Source organism: Faecalibacterium sp. An122 (genome assembly GCF_002160895.1).
Lineage (GTDB): Bacteria > Bacillota > Clostridia > Oscillospirales > Ruminococcaceae > Faecalibacterium.
The window spans coordinates 34316-54302 of the sequence record NZ_NFLL01000012.1; the positions used below are offsets into that span (position 1 = coordinate 34316).

General features: G+C 59.0%; 13 protein-coding genes. 9 read left to right on the forward strand and 4 right to left on the reverse strand.

All coding sequences use genetic code 11. From position 1 onward, the window contains the following. Positions 1-221: 221 nt before the first annotated feature. Complete coding sequence (locus B5E67_RS08995; RefSeq protein ID WP_087384818.1) at positions 222-917, forward strand: biosynthetic peptidoglycan transglycosylase; 696 nt, start codon at positions 222-224, stop codon at positions 915-917. A gap of 117 nt (positions 918-1034) precedes the next feature. On the opposite strand, the gene uppS is transcribed toward B5E67_RS08995, so the two are convergent. After that, the gene (gene uppS / locus B5E67_RS09000) at positions 1035-1676 is read right to left on the reverse strand and encodes a polyprenyl diphosphate synthase (RefSeq protein ID WP_087384820.1); all 642 of its coding nucleotides are present in this window, start codon (positions 1674-1676) and stop codon (positions 1035-1037) included. A gap of 136 nt (positions 1677-1812) precedes the next feature. Next, positions 1813-3297, reverse strand: a complete 1485-nt coding sequence (locus B5E67_RS09005; RefSeq protein ID WP_087384821.1) for a recombinase family protein — start codon at positions 3295-3297, stop codon at positions 1813-1815. Between the two features lie 341 nt (positions 3298-3638). Here B5E67_RS09005 and B5E67_RS09010 point away from each other — a divergent pair, with 341 nt between their 5' ends. Beyond that, entirely contained in the window at positions 3639-4865 is a 1227-nt protein-coding gene (locus B5E67_RS09010) for an IS110 family transposase (RefSeq protein ID WP_087384822.1), read from the forward strand. A 112-nt stretch (positions 4866-4977) separates the two neighbouring features. Here B5E67_RS09010 and B5E67_RS09015 read toward each other — a convergent pair whose 3' ends face one another. Next, a complete protein-coding gene (locus B5E67_RS09015) occupies positions 4978-5382 on the reverse strand; it encodes a helix-turn-helix transcriptional regulator (RefSeq protein ID WP_087384878.1) in 405 nt (134 codons plus the stop codon). Between the two features lie 299 nt (positions 5383-5681). Then, entirely contained in the window at positions 5682-8141 is a 2460-nt protein-coding gene (locus tag B5E67_RS09020) for a glycoside hydrolase family 3 N-terminal domain-containing protein (RefSeq protein WP_087384824.1), read from the reverse strand. Between the two features lie 279 nt (positions 8142-8420). Between B5E67_RS09020 and B5E67_RS09025 the strand changes: the two genes are divergently transcribed. From B5E67_RS09025 to B5E67_RS09055, 7 genes are all read left to right on the forward strand, one after another. Continuing rightward, entirely contained in the window at positions 8421-9395 is a 975-nt protein-coding gene (locus tag B5E67_RS09025) for an ABC transporter permease subunit (RefSeq protein WP_242956899.1), read from the forward strand. Positions 9396-9423: 28 nt separating this feature from the next. After that, positions 9424-10317 carry a carbohydrate ABC transporter permease gene (locus tag B5E67_RS09030; RefSeq protein ID WP_087384825.1) on the forward strand — a complete coding sequence of 298 codons (894 nt, stop codon included), beginning with the start codon at positions 9424-9426 and terminating at the stop codon, positions 10315-10317. 135 nt (positions 10318-10452) lie between these two features. After that, a complete protein-coding gene (locus tag B5E67_RS09035; protein ID WP_087384826.1) occupies positions 10453-12735 on the forward strand; it encodes a helix-turn-helix domain-containing protein in 2283 nt (760 codons plus the stop codon). 196 nt (positions 12736-12931) lie between these two features. Beyond that, positions 12932-14560, forward strand: coding sequence for an extracellular solute-binding protein (locus B5E67_RS09040; protein WP_158098870.1), 1629 nt, complete (start codon positions 12932-12934; stop codon positions 14558-14560). A gap of 73 nt (positions 14561-14633) precedes the next feature. Continuing rightward, positions 14634-16859, forward strand: coding sequence for a glycoside hydrolase family 2 TIM barrel-domain containing protein (locus B5E67_RS09045; protein WP_087384830.1), 2226 nt, complete (start codon positions 14634-14636; stop codon positions 16857-16859). Between the two features lie 16 nt (positions 16860-16875). After that, positions 16876-18201 carry a carboxylesterase family protein gene (locus B5E67_RS09050; RefSeq protein ID WP_087384832.1) on the forward strand — a complete coding sequence of 442 codons (1326 nt, stop codon included), beginning with the start codon at positions 16876-16878 and terminating at the stop codon, positions 18199-18201. 25 nt (positions 18202-18226) lie between these two features. Then, positions 18227-19975: a glycoside hydrolase family 3 N-terminal domain-containing protein gene (locus tag B5E67_RS09055; protein WP_087384833.1), complete on the forward strand. Its 1749-nt coding sequence runs from the start codon at positions 18227-18229 to the stop codon at positions 19973-19975. The last annotated feature ends 12 nt before the right edge of the window (positions 19976-19987 follow it).

Here is a 19987-nt window from a genome sequence, read left to right on the forward strand (position 1 = left end):
GGGGGAATCTCAAGGGAAAATCAAGACCATCCATCTTTGAGTTTCGCTGGAAATTCCCCCGCCGCCGTAGTCAAAACCGCCTGTCCTGCGTTATAATAAGAGAAGCGGAGCCCTGTTTTCCGGACGGGCCCGCCCGGACGTCCCGCAGAGCTGCGGCCTGCGGGCAAAGGGAGCCCGTCTCCCCATTCTGTCAAAACGCCTACATACGAGGTATGATTGTTATGCGATTTTTCCTGAACCTGCTCAAGCGGCTGCTGGTGCTGGCGCTGGCGGCCGCGCTGGTGGCGGGCGGCCTGCTGACCGTCCGGGGCTACCAGCTGTACCGCCGGGCCCTGGAGGACCAGAGCCTGGAAGCCACGGTGGACGCCATCCGCTCCGCCCCCGATTACGCCCCCCTGAGCGACCTGCCCCAGCTGTATCTCAACGCAGTCATCGCGGTGGAGGACCACCGCTTCACCCAGCACGGCGGCATCGACCTCATCGCCATCACCCGGGCGGCCATCTACGACCTGGCCACCGGCACCCTGGACCAGGGCGGCAGCACCATCACCCAGCAGGTGGCCAAAAACCTGTTCTTCACCCAGGAGAAGGAGTTCACCCGCAAGATCGCCGAGGTGTTCATGGCCTTCGCCCTGGAGCGCCATTACACCAAGGGGGAAATTCTGGAGCTGTACGTCAACACCATCTATTTCGGCGACGGCTACTACGGGGTCACCGAGGCCTGCGCCGGCTATTTCGGCAAGACCCCCGCCGAGATCACCCCCTACGAGGCCACCCTTCTGGCGGGCATCCCCAACGCGCCCTCGGTCTACTCCCTCAGCGCCAACCCCGACCTGGCCGACCAGCGCCAGGACTATGTGGTGCGCCAGATGGTGAAATACGGCTACCTCACCGACGAGGAGGCCGCCGCCCTCTGACCGGCCCCCTCCTCCCATCCAAAGCAAAACCGCCGCCCCGGTTTTGGCCGGGCACGGCGGTTTTTTGTTGTTTTTCTTTGCGCCGGGCTGCGTCCGATGAGCGGGGCCTCCCCCGCTTCACCCGCCCCTGGTCACATCCTGCTTCTGATACCACGCCAGCGCGGCGGCGAAGTCCTCGGGCTGGAAGTCGGGCCACAGCCGGTCCACCACATAAAAGTCCGCATACACCGCCTGCACCGGCAAAAATCCCGACAGACGCCGCATGCCGCCCCAGCGGATCACCAGATCCACCCGGGAGATATCCCGGCTGCGGAGGCTCTCGGTGATTTTCCGGCGGCTGGACCCGGGCCGGTCCAGATCGGCCAGATCCCATTCCCAGCCGTAATTCACCAGAAAGTTCACCCGGATGCCCCCGCCGTTCAGGTCGGTACGGGTGCGGTACTGCCGCAGCGGCTCGGGAAAGGCCGCAGCCCGGTCGTCCCCTGCCACCAGCAGGGACACCGGCTCGGCGGCAATCCGTTCCACCGCCTCCACGCAGGCCCTGGAAAAGGCCGCCACCTGTTCCGCCGGGCGGCGGCAGTTGTCGGTGGTGAAGCCGTAATAGGTAATCTCCTCCACCCCGGCCTGCCGGGCCAGATGCAGCACCTCCACCCCCGGCGCCAGACCGTGGGTGTAGCCGTCCTGTTTGGGCATCCCCGCCCCCTGGGCCCAGCGGCGGTTGCCGTCCGGGATGATCCCGATATGCTTTGGTATGCGCATGGAAAACTCCCTCCCTTTCTCCTCCCAGCTTGGGCCGGACGGGCGGGGGTTATGCAGCCAAAGCAAAAACCGCGCGGGATTCCCGGAAGATTCCCACATCCGGATGCGCTCCTCTCACACAAAAAAGCCCCTGAAATCAAGCGATTTCAGAGGCTTCTGGTCGAGCGAGAGAAGATAAATCCGAACGTTCAATCTGGTCAAAGGTGATCTGCTCTGCCCCTTCCTTATAATTGAAGGTCACCAGAATGGAGTCATCATACACTACCACGCTGTTGACAAAGCTGTCAATCAACCGCCTCCGGCCTTCCAGGGTGTTGATGTCCACTTTGCGGAACTGGAGGATATAGAACTGAATTTGCTCTCGGGTAAACTGAGGCTTTTTCATTTCTTCCTTGACAATGCTCAGTTCCAGCTTTTCCTTGGTTTCCTCCATTTCATCCAACCGACGCTTCACAGAGGCATTGAAAGCGCCGGCCTGGATGGCGTTCAGCAGATTGTCGATTGCTTTCTCAGTGTCTGCGAGCTGCCGGCGCAGGGCAGGCAGCTCGCTGCTCTCCTGCCCCTGCAAGGCCAATGCCTGATCGGTAAAATACTCCACAAAGGCATCGTCCATGATGTTTCTCATAACGGAATCCACCACGGCCCGCTCCAAAGGCTCCTTCCTGACGCTCCTGTGCTTGGCTGTACAGATCTTCTTCTTTTTGCTGTTGACGCAGCGGTAATAGTGATATACCCTTCCTTTGCTGGAGCTTCTGCCGGACTCGCCCACCATCATCGCCTTGCAGGAGCCGCAAAACAATTTGGTAGTCAGCAGGTAATCATCCTCGGCCTTGTGACGGGCCGGGGCCTTTTTGTTTTTCTGCATCTGGCTCTGCACTCGCTCAAACAAATCCGTCGGGACCAGAGCCGGAATGCCATCCGGCACCACGATATCGCGATACTTGTATTCACCGATATACTTTCGGTTGTGGAGAATCCCCGAGATGAAATTCAGGTCCGCCACTTTGCCCCGCACCGTTGTAACCCCCAGACCATTCAGATGATCCACGATCTCTTTCATGGTGGAGCCTGTGTCGTACATTTTGAAAATATCCAACACTATAGGGGCTCTGACCGGGTCGGGCTGGTATTGCTTATTGGCATCAATGATAAACCCAAACGTGGGTGTGCCGCCATTATATTTGCACTTGAGGGCATTTTCGGTATGGCCGCGGATGACCTTTACAGACAGTTCCGCGGAATAATATTCTGCCATGCCTTCCAGCATGGACTCCAGGATGATGCCCTCCGGGCCATCGGCAATGTTTTCTTTTGCCGAAATCACCCGCACGCCATTCTTTTTCAGGACAGCTTTATAATGGGCACTGTCATAGCGGTTGCGGGCAAAGCGGTCCAGCTTCCAGACTACGACCACGTCAAACAGACCTTTGGCGCTGTCTTTAATCATCCGCTGGAAGTCGGGGCGATTGTCTGTTTTGGCAGAAAGGGCACGGTCAATATATTCCTTTATGACGGTCATCCCATTCCGGCTGCAATATTCCATGCACTCCCGGAGCTGGCCTTCAATGGACTCTTCCCGTTGGTTGTCGGAGGAGTAGCGGGCATAGATTACAGCGTTCATCCTGTCACCTCCTCGTATAATAAGTTTCAAAGTTAATAATTTAGGTATCAGCAGGCTTAGAGATGCCCGTGATACAATAGCTGTAGGACAGCAGGGTCAAGTTCTATCACCTCCAGTTGAGCCGCAAGGCTGCTTCAAACAAAGTCCGTTCCCCTGAGCCGGAAGTTAGCTGCAAACTCATTGGCTGTTTGCCGGAGACAAGGCCGCCCTTTCAGCAGTGAGGGATATCGCATTGGCTTTCTCTGGAATGATTCTGATAAGCGAGGTTGCCAGATGCTCCGGTTATCATGGGTATCTCAAAGCCTGCTGGCCTGAAATCCCCATGTGGGGAGGTGAAAATTGTGAATCCATTATTCGTTGGCATTGATGTAAGCAGCAAGAACAATGTGGTCTACCTAATGAAACCGGACGGTAGTAAACACTCCAGCTTCTCCGTGCAGAATAACCTTGGCGGTGCTAAACTGTTATCAGAGAGAATCGTGTCGGCACTTGGCTCCATGCAGCTTGAGCGTGTGGTGATTGGCCTGGAGGCCACCTCCATCTACGGGGACAGCTTGGTTTACGCTCTTCGTGAGGATGGCCACTTGGGACGGTTTCAGAGGAAAATCCATGTTCTGAATCCAAAGCAGGTGCGGAAATTCAAGGAAGCCTATCCTGACTTGCCAAAGAACGACTGGGTGGATGCCTTTGTAATTGCCGACCATCTCCGTTTCGGCAGAATTGCCAGGGAAGTCTACATGGACGATTACCGCTACAAGGCCCTGCAAACCCTTACCAGAGCCAGATTTGATGTTATTCAGAATCTGACCCGTGAAAAGCAGAGGTTTGCCAACTACCTGTTTCTCAAATGCTCCGGTATGGCTCAGGACAAGGGTATTCAGAATACCAGCTCCACCACGATTGCACTCATGGAACGGTTTGAAACGGTGGACGACCTGGCAAATGTCGACCTGGATGAACTAACTGCCTTTGTTGCTAAAGCGGGACATGGCAGATTTGTAGACCCAGAATCCACTGCTAAGGCGGTACGAGCTGCGGCCAGAGGGTCTTACCGTCTGCCCAAGACAGTGAACGACACCGTGAACCAGGCCATGTCTGTTTCTATCGCCTCCATGCGAGCACTGAAAGAACAGATCAAGGTTCTGGAGAAGGCCATTGAGCAACAGTTTGAAATCATTCCGAACACTCTGACATCCGTCCCCGGTATTGGAAAGGTTTACTCCGCTGGTATTATCGCTGAAATTGGCGATATTCACCGCTTTGAATCCCAAGCCTCTGTCGCCAAATTCGCTGGCCTTGTCTGGAACAGGAACCAGTCCGGTGACTTTGAGGCGGAGCATTCCAGGATGATTAAATCCGGCAATCGCTATCTCCGCTACTACCTGCTGGAAGCCGCCAACTCTGTGAGAAGATGCGACTCCGAGTTCCGGCGCTACTATGACCTTAAATTCAAAGAGGTCAACAAGTACCAGCACAAACGAGCACTCGCTTTAACTGCCAGAAAACTGGTCCGGTTGGTCTTTCGACTGCTGAAGGACAACCGCCTGTATATCCCGCCAGAGGGCTGAGCACACCGCTTGCCGCTTTGGTGTCCAAGCCCTGTTTCAAAAATTGCAGAGGCAGGGCTTAGTTTGGTGTTGCATTTTTGCTGTCTACACAGTGCTTCTTATTCTGTTTCGCCTAATTTTTTTCTTCATCACTACTTGACTTCATACCATTGGACTTTTCCTCATCTGCCTTTTCTGCAAACATCTGCAAGACAGATTCTTTCATCCGGTTGTAATAAGGCGACTTGGGGTCAAAGCACATCTCCACGAACTGCTCCATCTCAGCACCGTTTTTCCACACCTTCGGCTGATAGCGGTACAGCTTTCCCTGCGGTTTATCGCAGCGGGCAAAGATGTAATCCATCGAGACATCGAAAAAGTCCGCGTACCTTCGGAATACTTCCACCGTTGGGGTTGACTGCCCGTTTTCGTATCGGTTGAGGCTGGACTGGGTGATCCCCAAAAGCTCCGCCAACTTTGCCTGGGACAGGGACAGGCTCTCCCGCAGTGTACGCAACCGTTTGCCGACTTCTTTCAACGCCATCGCCTCCTTCCACGCCCATTATACCATATATCGAATTATTTTCAACTCATCATGTGACTTGTAGAATAAAAATATCACGTAGTATCTTCATAGGACTATCGAAAAGCCCTTCGCTTGTAAAAATAAAAGTTCCGTACTCTTCTCATTTCTGAATCACCCCTATCAAACTATAAAAATACCTGGAACACGTCCATTCATTGCAGGAAGCCCTTTCATGAACGTATTCCAGGATTTTGATTCATTCTATAAAATTTTCTCCAAAAGCATCTCTTTGGAATCTCTCATTTGCCTGCTCAGAACAGGGTGATCTGCGGGTGGAATGTCCGCCGCTCCACCACAAGGCGCGGCCCGGTCAGGGTAAAGCTGCCCTCCAGGCGGATATCGGCGGCGGAGGAGCCGACCATCACTTCACGTCTGCCGGGCTGGATGGCAAGCTGCATATCCGCCCCATGATAGGCCAGCTGGTGGCTGTCCAGTACCACCTGCACGGTGCGTTCTTCTCCGGGCTGCAGCGTCAGCCGCACAAAGGCCCCCAGCTGGCGCATGGGCCGCACCAGCGTGCCCTGGCAGTCATGCCAGTAGAGCTGCGCCACTTCGTCGCCGGCTGCTGCGCCGGTGTTCTTTACCTGAAAGCGAATTTGAATGTTCCCGCCGCAGGGCGTCTCCGGCGTCACCTGCAGGCTGCTGTAGGCAAAGCTGGTATAGGACAACCCATGGCCAAAGGGATACAGGGGCTGGTTGCTGGGCCGGTCCAGGTATTCCGCCATGGCGGTTCTGCTTTCAAACAGGGGCTGCAAATCGTGGCGCAGCGGGATCTGGCCGGCATGGCGCAGCACCGTCACCGGCATTTTGCCGCCGGGATTCACCTTTCCCAGAAGGACGTTCACGATGGCCTGCCCACCCTGTTCCCCGGGCAGCCAGCCATACAGCACGGCGGCACTGTGGGCGTCCTCCTCTGTCAGCGCCAGGGGTCGCCCATCCACCAGGACGGTCACCACCGGTTTGCCGACTGCAAACAGTGCCCGAAGCAAAGCCCGCTGCGGCTCTTCCAGGCCAATGTTGGCGTTGTCCTTGTTTTCACCGCAGGTGGCATCTGCCGAGCGCATGCTCTCCTGGCCGCCCACAACGGCTACCACCACATCCGCCTGCCGGGCCGCCGCCACGGCTGCCTCGATGCCGCCCTCCAGCGGGCGCTTGATCTCACAACCGGGCGCATACAGGACATGGTCCTTTTCCACCGCCTCTTCCAGGGCCTGGCGCACCGTCTTGCAGCCGGGATAGAAACGGTCCATAAATTCCTCCTGGCCGTGGTAGACTTTATAACTGTCCTGCCGGGCAAAGTTCTCTTTGACAATGGCCAGAATCTGCTCTTCCTGGGCGGGTGTGGGCGCATCCTCCCAGACAATGCCCTTTTCCCGCAGTTCCTCCCGGCGCTGGGTGGTATAGATGGACAGCATCATCCGGCGGAACTGGTCAAACTCACTGCGGTTGAAATCCAGGCTGGTGGCGTTTACCGTTCCCACGCTGGAATAGCCCCCAAAAAAGACCACCTTCGCATCCGCAGAAGGCCCTACCAGCGCAATCCTGCATCCGCCGGACAGGGGCAGAATCCCATCGTTTTTGGCCAGGACCATGCTTTTCTCAGCGCTGATTCGGGACAGCTGCTGCACCGCCGGGTCGGCGGTGAGGGCTGCAAAGTCCCCCTGGGGGGCGCTGTTCTCAAACAGGCCCAGGGTAAATTTGAGGGTCAGCACCCGGCGCACCGCCTGGTCCACTGCCGATTCTTCCACCAGCCCTTCCTCCACAGCCTGAACCAGGTGGGAGAAGCAGGTCCCGCTGGGCTGATCCACATCCATGCCAGCCCGCAGAGCCTGGACTGCGGCGTCCATTTCTGACACAGCCGTCCCAAACCGGTTGCAGGTGCGCTCGATACTGCCGTAGTCCGAGACCACCGGCCCGGCAAAACCCAGCTTGTCCCGCAGGATTTCGGTGAGCAGATGATGGGAGGTGACCACAGGCTCCCCGTTCAGGGTGCCGTAGCAATTCATGACCGCCATCACGCCGCCTTCCTGGATGGCGGCTTCAAATGGCAGGCAGTATTCATCCAGCAGGGTGCGCTCGGAGCAATCCGCCTGGCCGCCGTTTCGTCCGCCCAGCGCGTTGCCGTAAGCCAGGAAGTGCTTGGCGGTGGCCATGACTTCCTGCCGGCCCTGCAGACCCTGGATGAAAGCGGTGGCCATCCGGGCCGTCAGCAGCGGCGCTTCGCCGTAGGTTTCCCCCACCCGGCCCCAGCGGGGGTCGCGCCCCAAATCCAGCAGCGGGGAATGGGCCCCATAGATACCGTAGCTTTTGAGCTGTGCCCGCACAGCGCTGCCGATGTCCCGGGCCAGATCGGGCTGCCAGGTGGCTGCTATCCCCAGGGACTGGGGGAATGTCGTGGCCCCAGGGATCTGCGCCCCTGCAATGGCCTCACTGTGGACCAGAACCGGGATGCCCCAGCGGGTGTGTTCCCGCAGATAGGCCTGGACCTGCTGCAAGGTATCCACATCCTGCTGCTGGTCGCCGCTGAGGGCGGAATTCAGATAGCTGACGGTGCCCATCCCGTAGCGGAGCAGCTTGTCCAGCGCGGCGTCATCCAGCGGATGGGGCAGGGTGCAGCAGCACAGCTGTGCCACCTTCTCCCGAAGATTCATCCGGGCGATCAGGTCTTCCACTCTTTGGGGGACGGTCAGGGCGGGGTTGCGATAATCCATGGTTCTTTCCTCCTTACCATTTTTGTATTCTTTTCAGCAAAAGGATACCATAGGGCACGCCGACCGATAAATCTACAAGTTTTTTGCATAGAACGCCGGTACCCTGCCACAAAAAAGGAATAGCCAGCCAAAAAAATGCAGGGTTCAAAAACCGCCCCCGCCGCCAAATCCAACGAAGTGCAGATGGAAAGCCTCCCACCGCAGGACTATACTGGTTGCAACAACGCAAGACCCCCATCTTGCAGAGGAGAACGACAATCAAAGCGGGAGGAAAACAAGATGACTCTACCAAAAATGCTGCACAAAAAAGACCAGCCGGCCGCTGCGCTGGCCATGCCGCAAAAACCATTCCGGGAACGGCTGGTGAACGACCTGAAGTCCAACTGGATTCTTTACCTGATGGCCCTGCCGGCCCTGATCTACTTTGTAGTGTACTGCTACGCCCCCATGGCCGGCCTGTACATTGCCTTTTCGGACTACAAAATCACCGGGAGCCTCTTCTCAGGAAAGTTTGTCGGCCTTGAATATTTCATTGACTTTTTCAACAGCTACTACTTTGGCCGACTGATCCGCAACACCCTGGTTCTGAGCCTGGAGACCCTGATCTTCGGCTTCCCCATTCCCATCATCTTCGCCCTTGTCCTCAATGAGGTCCGCAGCCGCGGCTTCAAAAAGCTGGCCCAGACCGTCACCTACATGCCCCACTTCATCAGCATTGTGGTCATCTGCGGCCTGGTGGTGGACTTTGTCAGCCTGGACGGCCTGTTCAACACCATCATCCAGGCCTTTGGCGGGGAGCCCATCGCCTTCCTGTCCGACCCGGCCTGGTTCCGGCCCATCTATGTGGCCTCCGAAATCTGGCAGAATTTCGGCTGGGACAGTGTGGTCTTCCTGGCAGCCCTTTCTTCCATCGACCTCCAGCAGTTTGAGGCCGCCAAACTGGACGGCGCTTCCCGCTGGCAAACCATCTGGCACATCTCTCTGCCCAGCATCCTGCCCACCATCGTCACCATCCTTCTGATGCGGCTGGGCCATGTGATGAGCATCGGCTTTGAAAAGGTCTTCAACCTCTACAGCCCTGCCACCTATGAGACCGCCGATATCATTGCAACCTTTGTCTACCGCCAGGGCGTGCTGGGTGCCAACTACAGTTCGGCAGCTGCCATCGGCCTGTTCAACAGCGTCATCAATCTGATCATCGTTTTTATCATGAACAAGGTCAGCCGCAAACTGGCCGAAACCAGCCTGTGGTAAACCATCTGCAAAAAGGAGGAAGTCCTATATGGCCCGCACCAAGAACAAAATCAAATCCACCACCGAAGACCGCGTTTTTGACGGCGTATCCTTTGTCGTCATTGCAATTCTGATCTTCATCTGCTTTTATCCCATCTGGTACGTCTTATGTGCCTCACTGACCGATCCCACCATCGTGGCGGGTGCAGGCGGCATCCTGCTGTTCCCCCAGGACATCACCCTGGACGCCTACAAGCGGGTGTTCGCCGACGCTGAAATCTGGCGCGGTTTGCTGAACACCATTTTTTATACCGTCGTGGGCACCGCACTCAATGTGATCCTCACAGCCATGCTGGCCTACACCCTGTCCCGCAAAAACCTGTTGTTCAAAAAGCCGCTCACCGTCTTTGTCACCTTTACCATGTTCTTCAACGGCGGCATGATCCCCACCTATCTGGTGATCCGGGACCTGGGCCTGCTGGACAGCCGCGTTGCCGTCCTGCTGCCCGGCCTGGTGTCGGTGTTCAACTTCATCAACATGCGCACCCACTTTGAATCCCTGCCGGCCGAGCTGGAAGAATCCGCCAAGCTGGATGGCGCCAACCACTGGACCATCTTCACCCGGGTGATCCTGCCCATCAGCGGCGCAACCATGGCCGTGATGGTCCTGTTCTACGGCGTGGCCCACTGGAACAGCTGGTTCCGCGAGATGCTGTACCTGCCCAACAGCCGCGATCTGTGGCCCCTGGCCCTGATCACCCGTGAAATCATCCTTTCCAGCTCCAACGCCGCCATGTCGGACGGCGCCGTCATGACCCAGGAAATGGCCGACGCCATCAAGTATGCCACCATCATCGTCACCACCCTGCCGATTCTGTGCCTGTATCCCTTCCTGCAGAAGTACTTTGCCAAGGGTGTGACCGTCGGCGCCGTCAAGGGCTGATCCCGCTCCGATCCATGTGAATCAAAGCCGCCGCAGTTGCCTGCGGCGGCTTTTGGCGCCCCTGGATCTTTGACGAATGCCGCAAGATCTGGTATATTATAATAAACTGTGACGAAGGAGAGATGGTGCGTGCAAATGACCCGGCGTTTTGCTTTGCGGCAGATTCTGGCCCGGAAACAGTCTTTTTATAAGCTGCTGGCCTCGTTTTTTGTGATGCTTATCCTGCCATTGGTCCTTGTGCTGGCCAACTATTTTTATGCCCGCGGCCTGCTGCAGCAAGAGAATATCAACTATCAGAACGCCGTGCTCACCCAGGCACAGATGTCGATGGATGAGCGTTTGCAGACCATCCAGCTCTATGCCATTGACCTGAGCAATGATACAGTCCTCAATGCCACCCTGAGCCAGCGGCAGGCCGATGACAGCCAGGGCAACTTCGAGTTATGGGAGCTGTCCCGGCATCTCCAGAGCTACAGCGCCACAGCCGGCAGCTTTTGCGATACCACCATCTACTCCCGGCTGTACGACTGCATGGTCAGCGGCAGTTACGTTAACTACCGCGTATCCCAGGGAAACCTTCGGATGCCGTCGGAGGAAATGAACCGCAGCCTGCTGGAGCTGCTGCAAAACGAGCGGTCCTACTGCCAGTTCTATCTGCTGGGGGACAGCCAGGGTCACAGCCAGCTGGTGATGCTTCATTCCGTTCCCCTGTGGAGCTCCGGCGCTGCCTCCTATGGAACCATCTGCCTGCGGATTGACGGCGATGGTTTGTTCTCCACCATCCGGGATATGGAGGAACTTCAATCCGGCCTTGTCTGTCTGCTGGACCCCAGCGGCACGCCGGCCGTCTGGGCGGGCAGCGAGGCCATGCTGGATTTTGTGCCCCAGGTCAGCGGCCAGCCCATTCAGGACTGGCACGGGGCCAGCTACACCGTCTCCCGGGCGGATTCCAATCTAAAAGGCTGGTCCTATCTGTCTATCCAGCCGGTCCACCGGATGCAGAGCGAGCTGCGGGTTGCCCGCAACCTGAGCCTGCTGGCCCTGGCCCTAGTGCTGGTGGTGGGCGCCGGCATCGTCTATTACCTCACCTGGCGCAACTACCGCCCGGTGGAGCACCTTTTGGCCGAGCTGCGCCGCCGCTCTGTGATTCTGGAGAGCCCCGAAGGGACCGGCTTCAACGAATTCCGGCTGATTGAAAAGTCGGTGGCAGATATGCAGCACTCGATGAAAGAGGTGCAGGAAGCCTTGCGGCAGGAAATCCCCCGCATTCAGGAAAGCATTCTGCTCCAGCTGCTGAAAAATGACGTGAGCAACTATGAAACCTACCGGAAGCTGCTGGAGGAAGTGGGTATCCTCTTCCCCTACCCGCAGTTCCGGGTGGTGCTGGCCCGGCAGGTGCCCAGCGAATCCCGTGAGCTGTCCGAGCAGGCCCTCACCAACATTGTGCTGCGGGACCAGCTGTCCCAGCTTGTGCCCGGCGGCATCACCTACACCGCCGTGACCCTGGACAATGACAGCATCGTGTGGATTCTGAACGGCAGCGGAGCCCGCTTCGACCAGGACACCCAGGACATCCTGGGCCGGCTGCAGGATACCATGCGGGAGCAATACGGCCAGCTGCTGTGGCTCTATGTCAGCTGGATCGACCAGGGCCTGGAGTCGGTGCCCCAGGGATATTATGCCGTGACCCAAACCCAGGCCCAGCAGCCCGGCGGCGGCATCCGGTACCTGCAAAAGGAAAAGGATGTCTGGCCCATGGATCGCAGCCTGAACAGCATTGCGGCTCAGCTGCAGAACTTCATTGCCACCGGCGACGCCGCCCAGGCTTCCGCGCTGCTGCACGAGAACCTGGACGCCAACTTGCGCCGCCGCACGGTGGAGCTGTACCAGGCCCAGGGCTACTGCATTGGCATGCTCAACATCATCCTGGAGGCCTACCGTGTGGAGGACCCCGCTGTGCTGCGGGTGGAGGATGCTTCCCCCTTGCAGCAGATCTTCCAGCGCAGGAACATCAACGAGCTGGAAGAACTCCTCCAAACCCTCATCTGCCAGCTGTGCCGCTATGTGGAGGAGAACCGCACCAGCCCCGCTTCCCAGCTCATCCAGAAAATTCAGGCCTATATGCAGGAAAATTACGGGGATGTGGATCTCACCCTGACCTGTGTGGCCGACCAGTTCAACCTGACGCCCAATTACCTTTCCATCTTTTTCAAGGAAAATGCCCATGATACCTTCCTGAACTACCTGACACGGCTGCGGCTGGAAGAGGCCAAACGCCTGATGCGGGACACCCGCCTTTCCATCACTGAAATTTCCGAGCGCGTGGGCTATGCCAGCGCCAACAGCTTCACCCGCGCGTTCAAAAAAATCGAGCATGTCACCCCCACCCAGTACCGGGAAAGCAGCGTTCATTCGTAATATTTACGCCCGTCGCACAAAATTGTGTGACGGGCGTAATTTTTGCATAGGCCCTTTTTCGGCGCAAAACACAAAACCGCGGTGCTTTCCAACATAATGCAGATATACAAGCTCCGGCGGGTCGTGTATCATAATGACCAGAAAGAGCGCAACGCTCAACCCCACGAATTCCAGCACGAAGAAGGAGGATTTCCCTATGAAACGCATCTCCCGCCGCAACTTTATGAAAATCGTCGGTGCAGGCGCCGCCGCTCTCGGCCTGGCTGCCTGCGGCGGCAGCGAGTCGGAAAGCGCCGCATCCACCGCTGCATCCCAGTTTACGGGTGAAGCCGTCACCGCCACCTATCCCCTGGCCAACGGGGACAAGACCCTGAACATTTATATCCGCAATGCCACCTCCGGCGTGGTGCAGAACTATCATGACATCAAAGCCTTCCAGGTCGCAGAAGAAAAGCTGGGCGTCAACCTGACCTTTACCCATCCCGCCGTGGGCAGCGAGTCCGACCAGTTCAACCTGATGATCGCCTCCGGCGAGTACCCTGATATCATCATCTGGTCCTACAGCACCAGCCCCATGGGCGTTGATGAACTGATCGACGAAGGCGTCCTGATGGATATGGACAGCTGCATCCGCCAGTACGCCCCCAACTATCTGGCGGCGGTGGACACCCCTGCCCATGAAAAGGAAGTCCTCTCCAACAGCGGCACTTACCAGGGCATCTACTGCTTTACCCTGGGCGTGCCTGTCTCCTCCGGCCCCTCCATCCGCGCCGACCTGCTGGAAAAGTACGGCCTGGATGTCCCCGTCACGGTGGACGACTGGGAGAACGTCATGACCACCATCCGGGACAACGAGCCCGGCGTCACCTATCCCTTCACCACCTACCGCAACTACATTGGCAACGCCAACCTCAACCTGCTTCTGCCCGCCTATAAGACCAGCACCGAGTTCTGCTCTGACGGCAACGGTGGCGTGGTGTTCGGTCCCTCTACCGACAACTACCGCCAGTTTGTCACCAAGCTGAACGATTGGTACAACAAGGGCCTGCTGGACCCCGAGTTCATGTCCAACGACAGCGCCGCCAACAACGCCAAGCTGGTCAACGGCAGCAGCATTGCTTCCGTCCTCTCCCTCAACAGCGGCATTGGCAACGTGACCACCACCGCCCGGGCCAATAACCCCGACTTTGAACTGGTGGGCGTGGCCTGGCCGGTGCTGAACGAGGGGGACACCCCCTACTTCCACCTGGACGGCGGCGTTGCCCAGGTGGGCGTCCAGGCTGTGGTGACCTCCTCCTGTGCCGACCCCGCTCTGGCCACCCAGGTGCTGGATTACTTCTTCTCGGAAGAGGGCAACAACCTGCTGTGCTGGGGCATCGAAGGGGAAAGCTACACCGTCAATGCAGACGGCAGCAAGACCTTCACCGATGCCGTCATGAACAACCCCGAGGGCAAAACCCCCTCTGAGGCTGTCCTGGCCTACGCCCTGCCCTCCTACGGCTTCGTCAACCCCATGGACGAGGACGCCTATATGCAGATCACCCTCACCATGCCCGAGCAGGTGGAAGCCCGCACCCTGTGGCACAGCCTGGACCAGGGCGTCTGCCTGCCCCAGCTGACCATCGCGCCCGAACGCCAGAACGACTACAACATGATTATGAACGAGGTGGACACCTACGTGCAGGAAATGCTGATCCGTTTTGTCACCGGCCAGTCCAACATCGACGAAAGCTGGGACACCTATGTCAACACCCTGAACGGCATGGGCCTGGATGTAGCCACCCAGTATGTGACCGACGCTTACAACGCTTTCCAGCAGCGCTGATTTCTTTTACATTCCGGCAGTGTCTGCAGGTTTTCCTGCAGGCACTTATTTTTACAGACCCAAGGAGGTTTTTATGCGCACTGTTACTCTGCTGCGGGAGGGCTGGCAATTCAGCAGCTGCTCCTGGGACGGCACCTACCAGACCCTTCCCACCGGCCAGGACTGGGTGGACGTCACCCTGCCCCATGTGTGGAACGGGGACGATCCCAAACAGGAAGGGCCCAGGCTCTACCGCTGCACCCTGGCCCTGGCGGACGCCGCCCGGCCTGCGTTTGTGGATTTCGGCGCGGTGGCCGGCATCTGCCACGCCTGGCTGAACGGCTGCTATCTCGGCTGCCACAAGGGCGGCTATGCCCGTTTTCGCTTTGCCCTCAGCGGTGCCCGGGCGGGCAGCAACGAGCTGTTGGTTTTGGCCGACAACACCCATCGGGACTACATTCCCCTGGGCGGTGACTTCAACAATTACGGCGGCATCTACCGCCCCGTCCACCTGATCCAGACCGGGGCCACCCACTTTGACCTGCTCTATTACGGCACTTCCGGCCTGACGGTGGAGCCCGGTCCCGACGGGAAGGTACAGGTCAGCGCCCGCATTGCGGGCCCGACGGAGGGCGTCCAGATCCAGTATGAGGTACTGGACCAGGGAGAGGCCTGTGCCTGCGTGACCCGCCCCGCCTCGGCCCCCCAGGCCTGCCTCCAGGTCTCCCGGCCCCACAGCTGGGACGGGCGCAAAGACCCCTATCTCTACGCCTGCCGGGCCCGCCTCCTGCGGGACGGCGTCTGTCTGGATGAGGCAAGCCTGCCCTTCGGGTTCCGCTCCATCCAACTCTCCCCGGAACAGGGCTTTTTCCTCAACGGCCAGCACCTGAAGCTGCGGGGCGCCGCCAAACATCAGGATTGGGAGGGCTGCCGCTGCGCGGTTTCAGAGGCACAGCAGCGGCAGGACATCCAGCTGTTCTGCGGGATGGGGGCCAACGCGGTGCGCCTGTCCCACTACCAGCACCCCGACCTGACCTATGACCTGTGCGATCAGGCAGGCCTTGTGGTCTGGGCCGAGATCCCGCTGCTGGCCCTGCCGGATGGCAACGAGGCCGTCTTTGAAAACGCCAAACAGCAGCTCACCGAGCTGATTTTGCAGCTCAAGCACCACCCGTCCATCTGCTTCTGGGGGGTGGAAAACGAGATTTCGATGGCTGGCGAGAGCCTGGAAATGTACCGCAAGATCGGCCAGCTGCACCAGCTGGCCAAGGAGCTGGACCCCACCCGCTTCACCACCCTGGCCAACATCAACGCCGTCAAGCTGAACAGCCAGCTCAACCATCTGACCGACGCCGTGGGCTATAACATCTACTTTGGCTGGTACTACGGTGAAGCCACCGACTACGGCCCCTTCTTTGACCGCTTCCACAAGAAAAATCCCGACATGCCCCTCTGCCTGTCCGAGTACGGCGCAGACAGCCTGATTACCCTCCACCGGGATGACCCCAAGCCCGGCGACTGCTCCGAGGAATTCCAGTGCCGCTGGCACGAAACGGCCTATCCCCAGATCGAGGCCCGGGACTTTGTGTGGGGCAGCTTTGTGTGGAATATGTTTGACTTCGGCAGCGCCAACCGGGCGATGGCCACCTCCAAAGGGCGCAACTGCAAAGGCCTTGTCACCTATGACCGCTCGGTCTGCAAGGATGCCTATTATTTCTACAAAGCCTGCTGGAGCGAGGAGCCCTTTGTCTATCTGACCGGCCGGCGTTATGCCCGCCGCTGCGGCGAGACCACCACCGTCAAGGTGTACTCCAACGCGCCCTCCGTCACCCTCACCGTTAACGGGCAGGTCTTCGCTTCTCAGGAAGGAAACCGGGTCTTTGTCTTTGACCAGGTGCCTCTGGCCGAAGGAGACAACCGGATTGCCGCTTCGGCGGGCAGTCTCACCGATGCCATTACCCTGACCCGTGTGGCACAGCCGGAACAAAGCTACATCTATGACGATCCCAACCCCGGCTTCAATGTGAAAAACTGGTTCACCCTCCAGGAGAGCAAGGAGGATCTGTTCCCCGCCGACCACTACTCCATCATGGACGAGATGGGCGATCTGATGAAGAGCCCTGAGGCCTGGGCCCTGCTGGAACAGGAAGTCCCCCGCATTACATCCGACCCTCTGACCCGGATTTTGACCTACGTCACCCTCCTGCGTAAGATCAACACCAAGAGCAGCCAGTATTCCGAGGACTTCGTCAAGGAGCTGAACCGCAAGCTCAACGCCATCCCCAAGCCCCAGGAACTGGTCTCCAGGGACGAGGACTGAAAAGGAGCGATTTTCCATGATACAACAGCATGTTTGCTCCACCCCCTGCGGCGACATCCGGGGCGTAGCGGCTGCCGCCCCCGGCGTCACCGCCTTCAAGGGCATCCGCTATGCCGCCGCCGGCCGCTGGGAATATCCCAAGCAGGTCACCCACTGGGAGGGCGTCTACGATGCCTCCCGCTTCGGCCCCAACGCCATGCAGGATGCCGCCTTCACCCCCGAAGACCAAAACGGCCGCTCCCCCTTCTACTACCATGAGTTTCGGGAAGGGCTGGACTACAGCTACAGCGAGGACTGCCAGTATCTGAATATCTGGGCCCCCGACAACGCCGAAAAGGCCCCGGTGATCGTCTACATCCACGGCGGCGCCTTCCTCAGCGGTTCCGGCTGGGACAAGGCCTTTGACGAACCGGCCTGGCCCCGGAAGGGGGTCATCGGCGTCACCCTCAACTACCGGCTGGGTCTGTTCGGCTACGCCTGCCTGCCCGAGCTGGCCGCCGAGGCCGGCCACACTGGCAACTACGGTCTGTATGACCAGCTGTGTGCATTACAGTGGGTACACGACAACATTGCCGCTTTCGGCGGTGACCCCGACAACATCACGGTGATGGGCCAGAGCGCCGGCGCCCACAGCGTCCAGATGCTGTGCAGTACCAGGGCCGCCCAGGGCCTGATCGCCAAAGCCGTCATGTCCAGCGGCGCCGGGGATGATTCGGTGCTTTTTGCCGGGGACTGGGTGATGGAACACAAATACCCCTTCTGGACTGCCTGGAAGGAGGCCACTGGAGCTTCCACCCTGGCCCAGCTGCGGGCTCTGCCTCCCCAGGCCCTGCTGGGTGCCGTGGGCAAGCAGTTTGCCACCCAGGGCTTCGGTACCGTGATGGCCAACATGGGCCCGGTGTGGGACACCGCCCTGTTCCCCGACGAAGGCTTCACCCTGCCCATCCCCTATCTGGCCGGCGGCAACACCCAGGACATGAAGCCTGAGATGACCGCCGACGCCCTTCGGTGGTGTCAGAAACAGCCGGCGGACAGCTATGCCTGGTGCTTTGCCCGGCAGCTGCCCGGGGACGACAAGGGTGCCTGGCACAGCGCCGATCTGTGGTACTGGTTCGGCACCCTGACCAACAGCTGGCGGCCTTTCAACGATGGGGACCGGGCCCTGTCCGGCGCCATGGTATCCTACCTGACCCATTTTGCCGCCTCCGGCAATCCCAACGGCGCCGGGTTGCCGGTGTGGGAAACCGCCCGGCACAGCGGCCAGGTACTGCGGCTGGATGTCCCCGCCCCTGCCATGGCCGGCCTGGGCAAAGAAGCGAAAGCCAACGTTTTTGGATGGTAATGATGACGGAAAGGAGCGCACCCTTATGGTTGACCTGAAAGCCAAGCCCTTTTATCTGACCGATGCACAAATCCAGTGGGTGGAAGATACCATTGCCGGCATGACCCTGGAGGAAAAACTGGGCCAGCTGCTGGTGGTTTTGCAGGCCCAGCCCGGGTTCCAGGAAAAGCAGGTGGAAGGCCTGCTGAACCAGTCCCACATGGGCGGCCTGCGCTGGCAGAACGGCGGGAACAAGCAGCAGATTTACAACCAGCTGACCACCTTCCAGAAGCACAGCAAAATTCCTCTGCTGATCGCCGCCAACTGCGACGACGGCGGCAACGGTGCAGCCCCCGAGGGTACCTTTGTGGCCACCGCCGTGGAGTGCGGCGCCGGCCAGGGCACCGAAAACGCCTATCATGTGGGCCTGGTGGCCGGCCGTGAGGCCAGCGCCCTGGGGGCAAACTGGATGTTCAACCCGGTGTGCGATGTTTACATGAACTGGCGGAACACCATCGTCAACACCCGGTCCTTCGGCTCCGACCCCGACCAGGTCATCGCCAACGCCAAAGCCTACATCCAGGGCATCAAGGACGCCAACCCCAACATGGCCTGCGCCGCCAAACATTTCCCCGGCGACGGCGTAGAAGAGCTGGACCAGCACCTGGCCATGGGGGTCAATAACCTGAGCGTGGAGGACTGGGAGGCCACCTTTGGCAAGGTCTACCGGGCTCTCATCGAGGACGGCCTGGAATCGGTCATGGTGGGCCACATCGCCCTGCCTGAAATGAGCCGGAAGCTCTGCCCCGGCATCCAGGACAAGGACATCAAGCCCGCCACCATGGCCCCCGAACTGATCACCGGCCTGCTGCGGGGGGAACTGGGCTTCAACGGCGTGGTGATCACCGACGCCACCCACATGGTGGGCATGACCGCCACCGCCAAGCGGAAGGATGCCATCCCCGGCGCCATCATCGCCGGCTGCGACATGATCCTGTTTGCCAACGACATCGACGAGGACATCGCCTACCTGAAAGCCGCCTATGACAAGGGCGACCTCACCGAGGAGCGGCTGTCCGATGCATTGCATCGGATTCTGGGCCTGAAAGCCCACCTGCACCTCTATGAGGAGGCTGTCCGCATCCCGGACAAGGCCGGCCTGGACTGCATCGGCTGCGCCGAGCACCAGGCCTACAGCGACCAGGCCGCCGACAGCTGCATCACCTTGGTGAAGGATACCCGCGGCACCCTGCCGGTGAACCCCGCCGAGAAAAAGCGGGTGTTCCTGGTGTACGTGGGCTCCACCCCCACCTCCAAGGGCTACAAGGGCGACCCCGTGAAACAGGTGGTGAAGGAGGAACTGGAAAAGGCCGGCTTTGAGGTGGACCTGTGCCCCAACTTCCACGCCCTGGAAGTAGAAAACGGCGTCTCCCCCATGAACTTTGTCAAGATGCTGGGCCATTCCAGCCGGGAGGAATTTATTAAGACTCACGACTGGGCCCTGATTGTGGTGAACGTCAAGGGCTATGCCCAGGAAAACGATGTCCGGGTTCGGTGGAGCTGCAACCACAGTCTGGAACTGCCGTGGTATAATGAAGAAATCCCCACTGTGGCCATCAGCCTCAACTATACCAACCATCTGATTGACCTGCCCCAGATTCACACCTTCATCAATGCCTACGGCCCCAAGCGCAACCACATCCGGGCCGCCATCGAGAAGATCACCGGCCAGAGCGAATTCCGCGGCACCGCCGAGGACAACGTGTTCTGTGACCGCTGGGACACCCGCCTGTAAGGAGGAACCGCT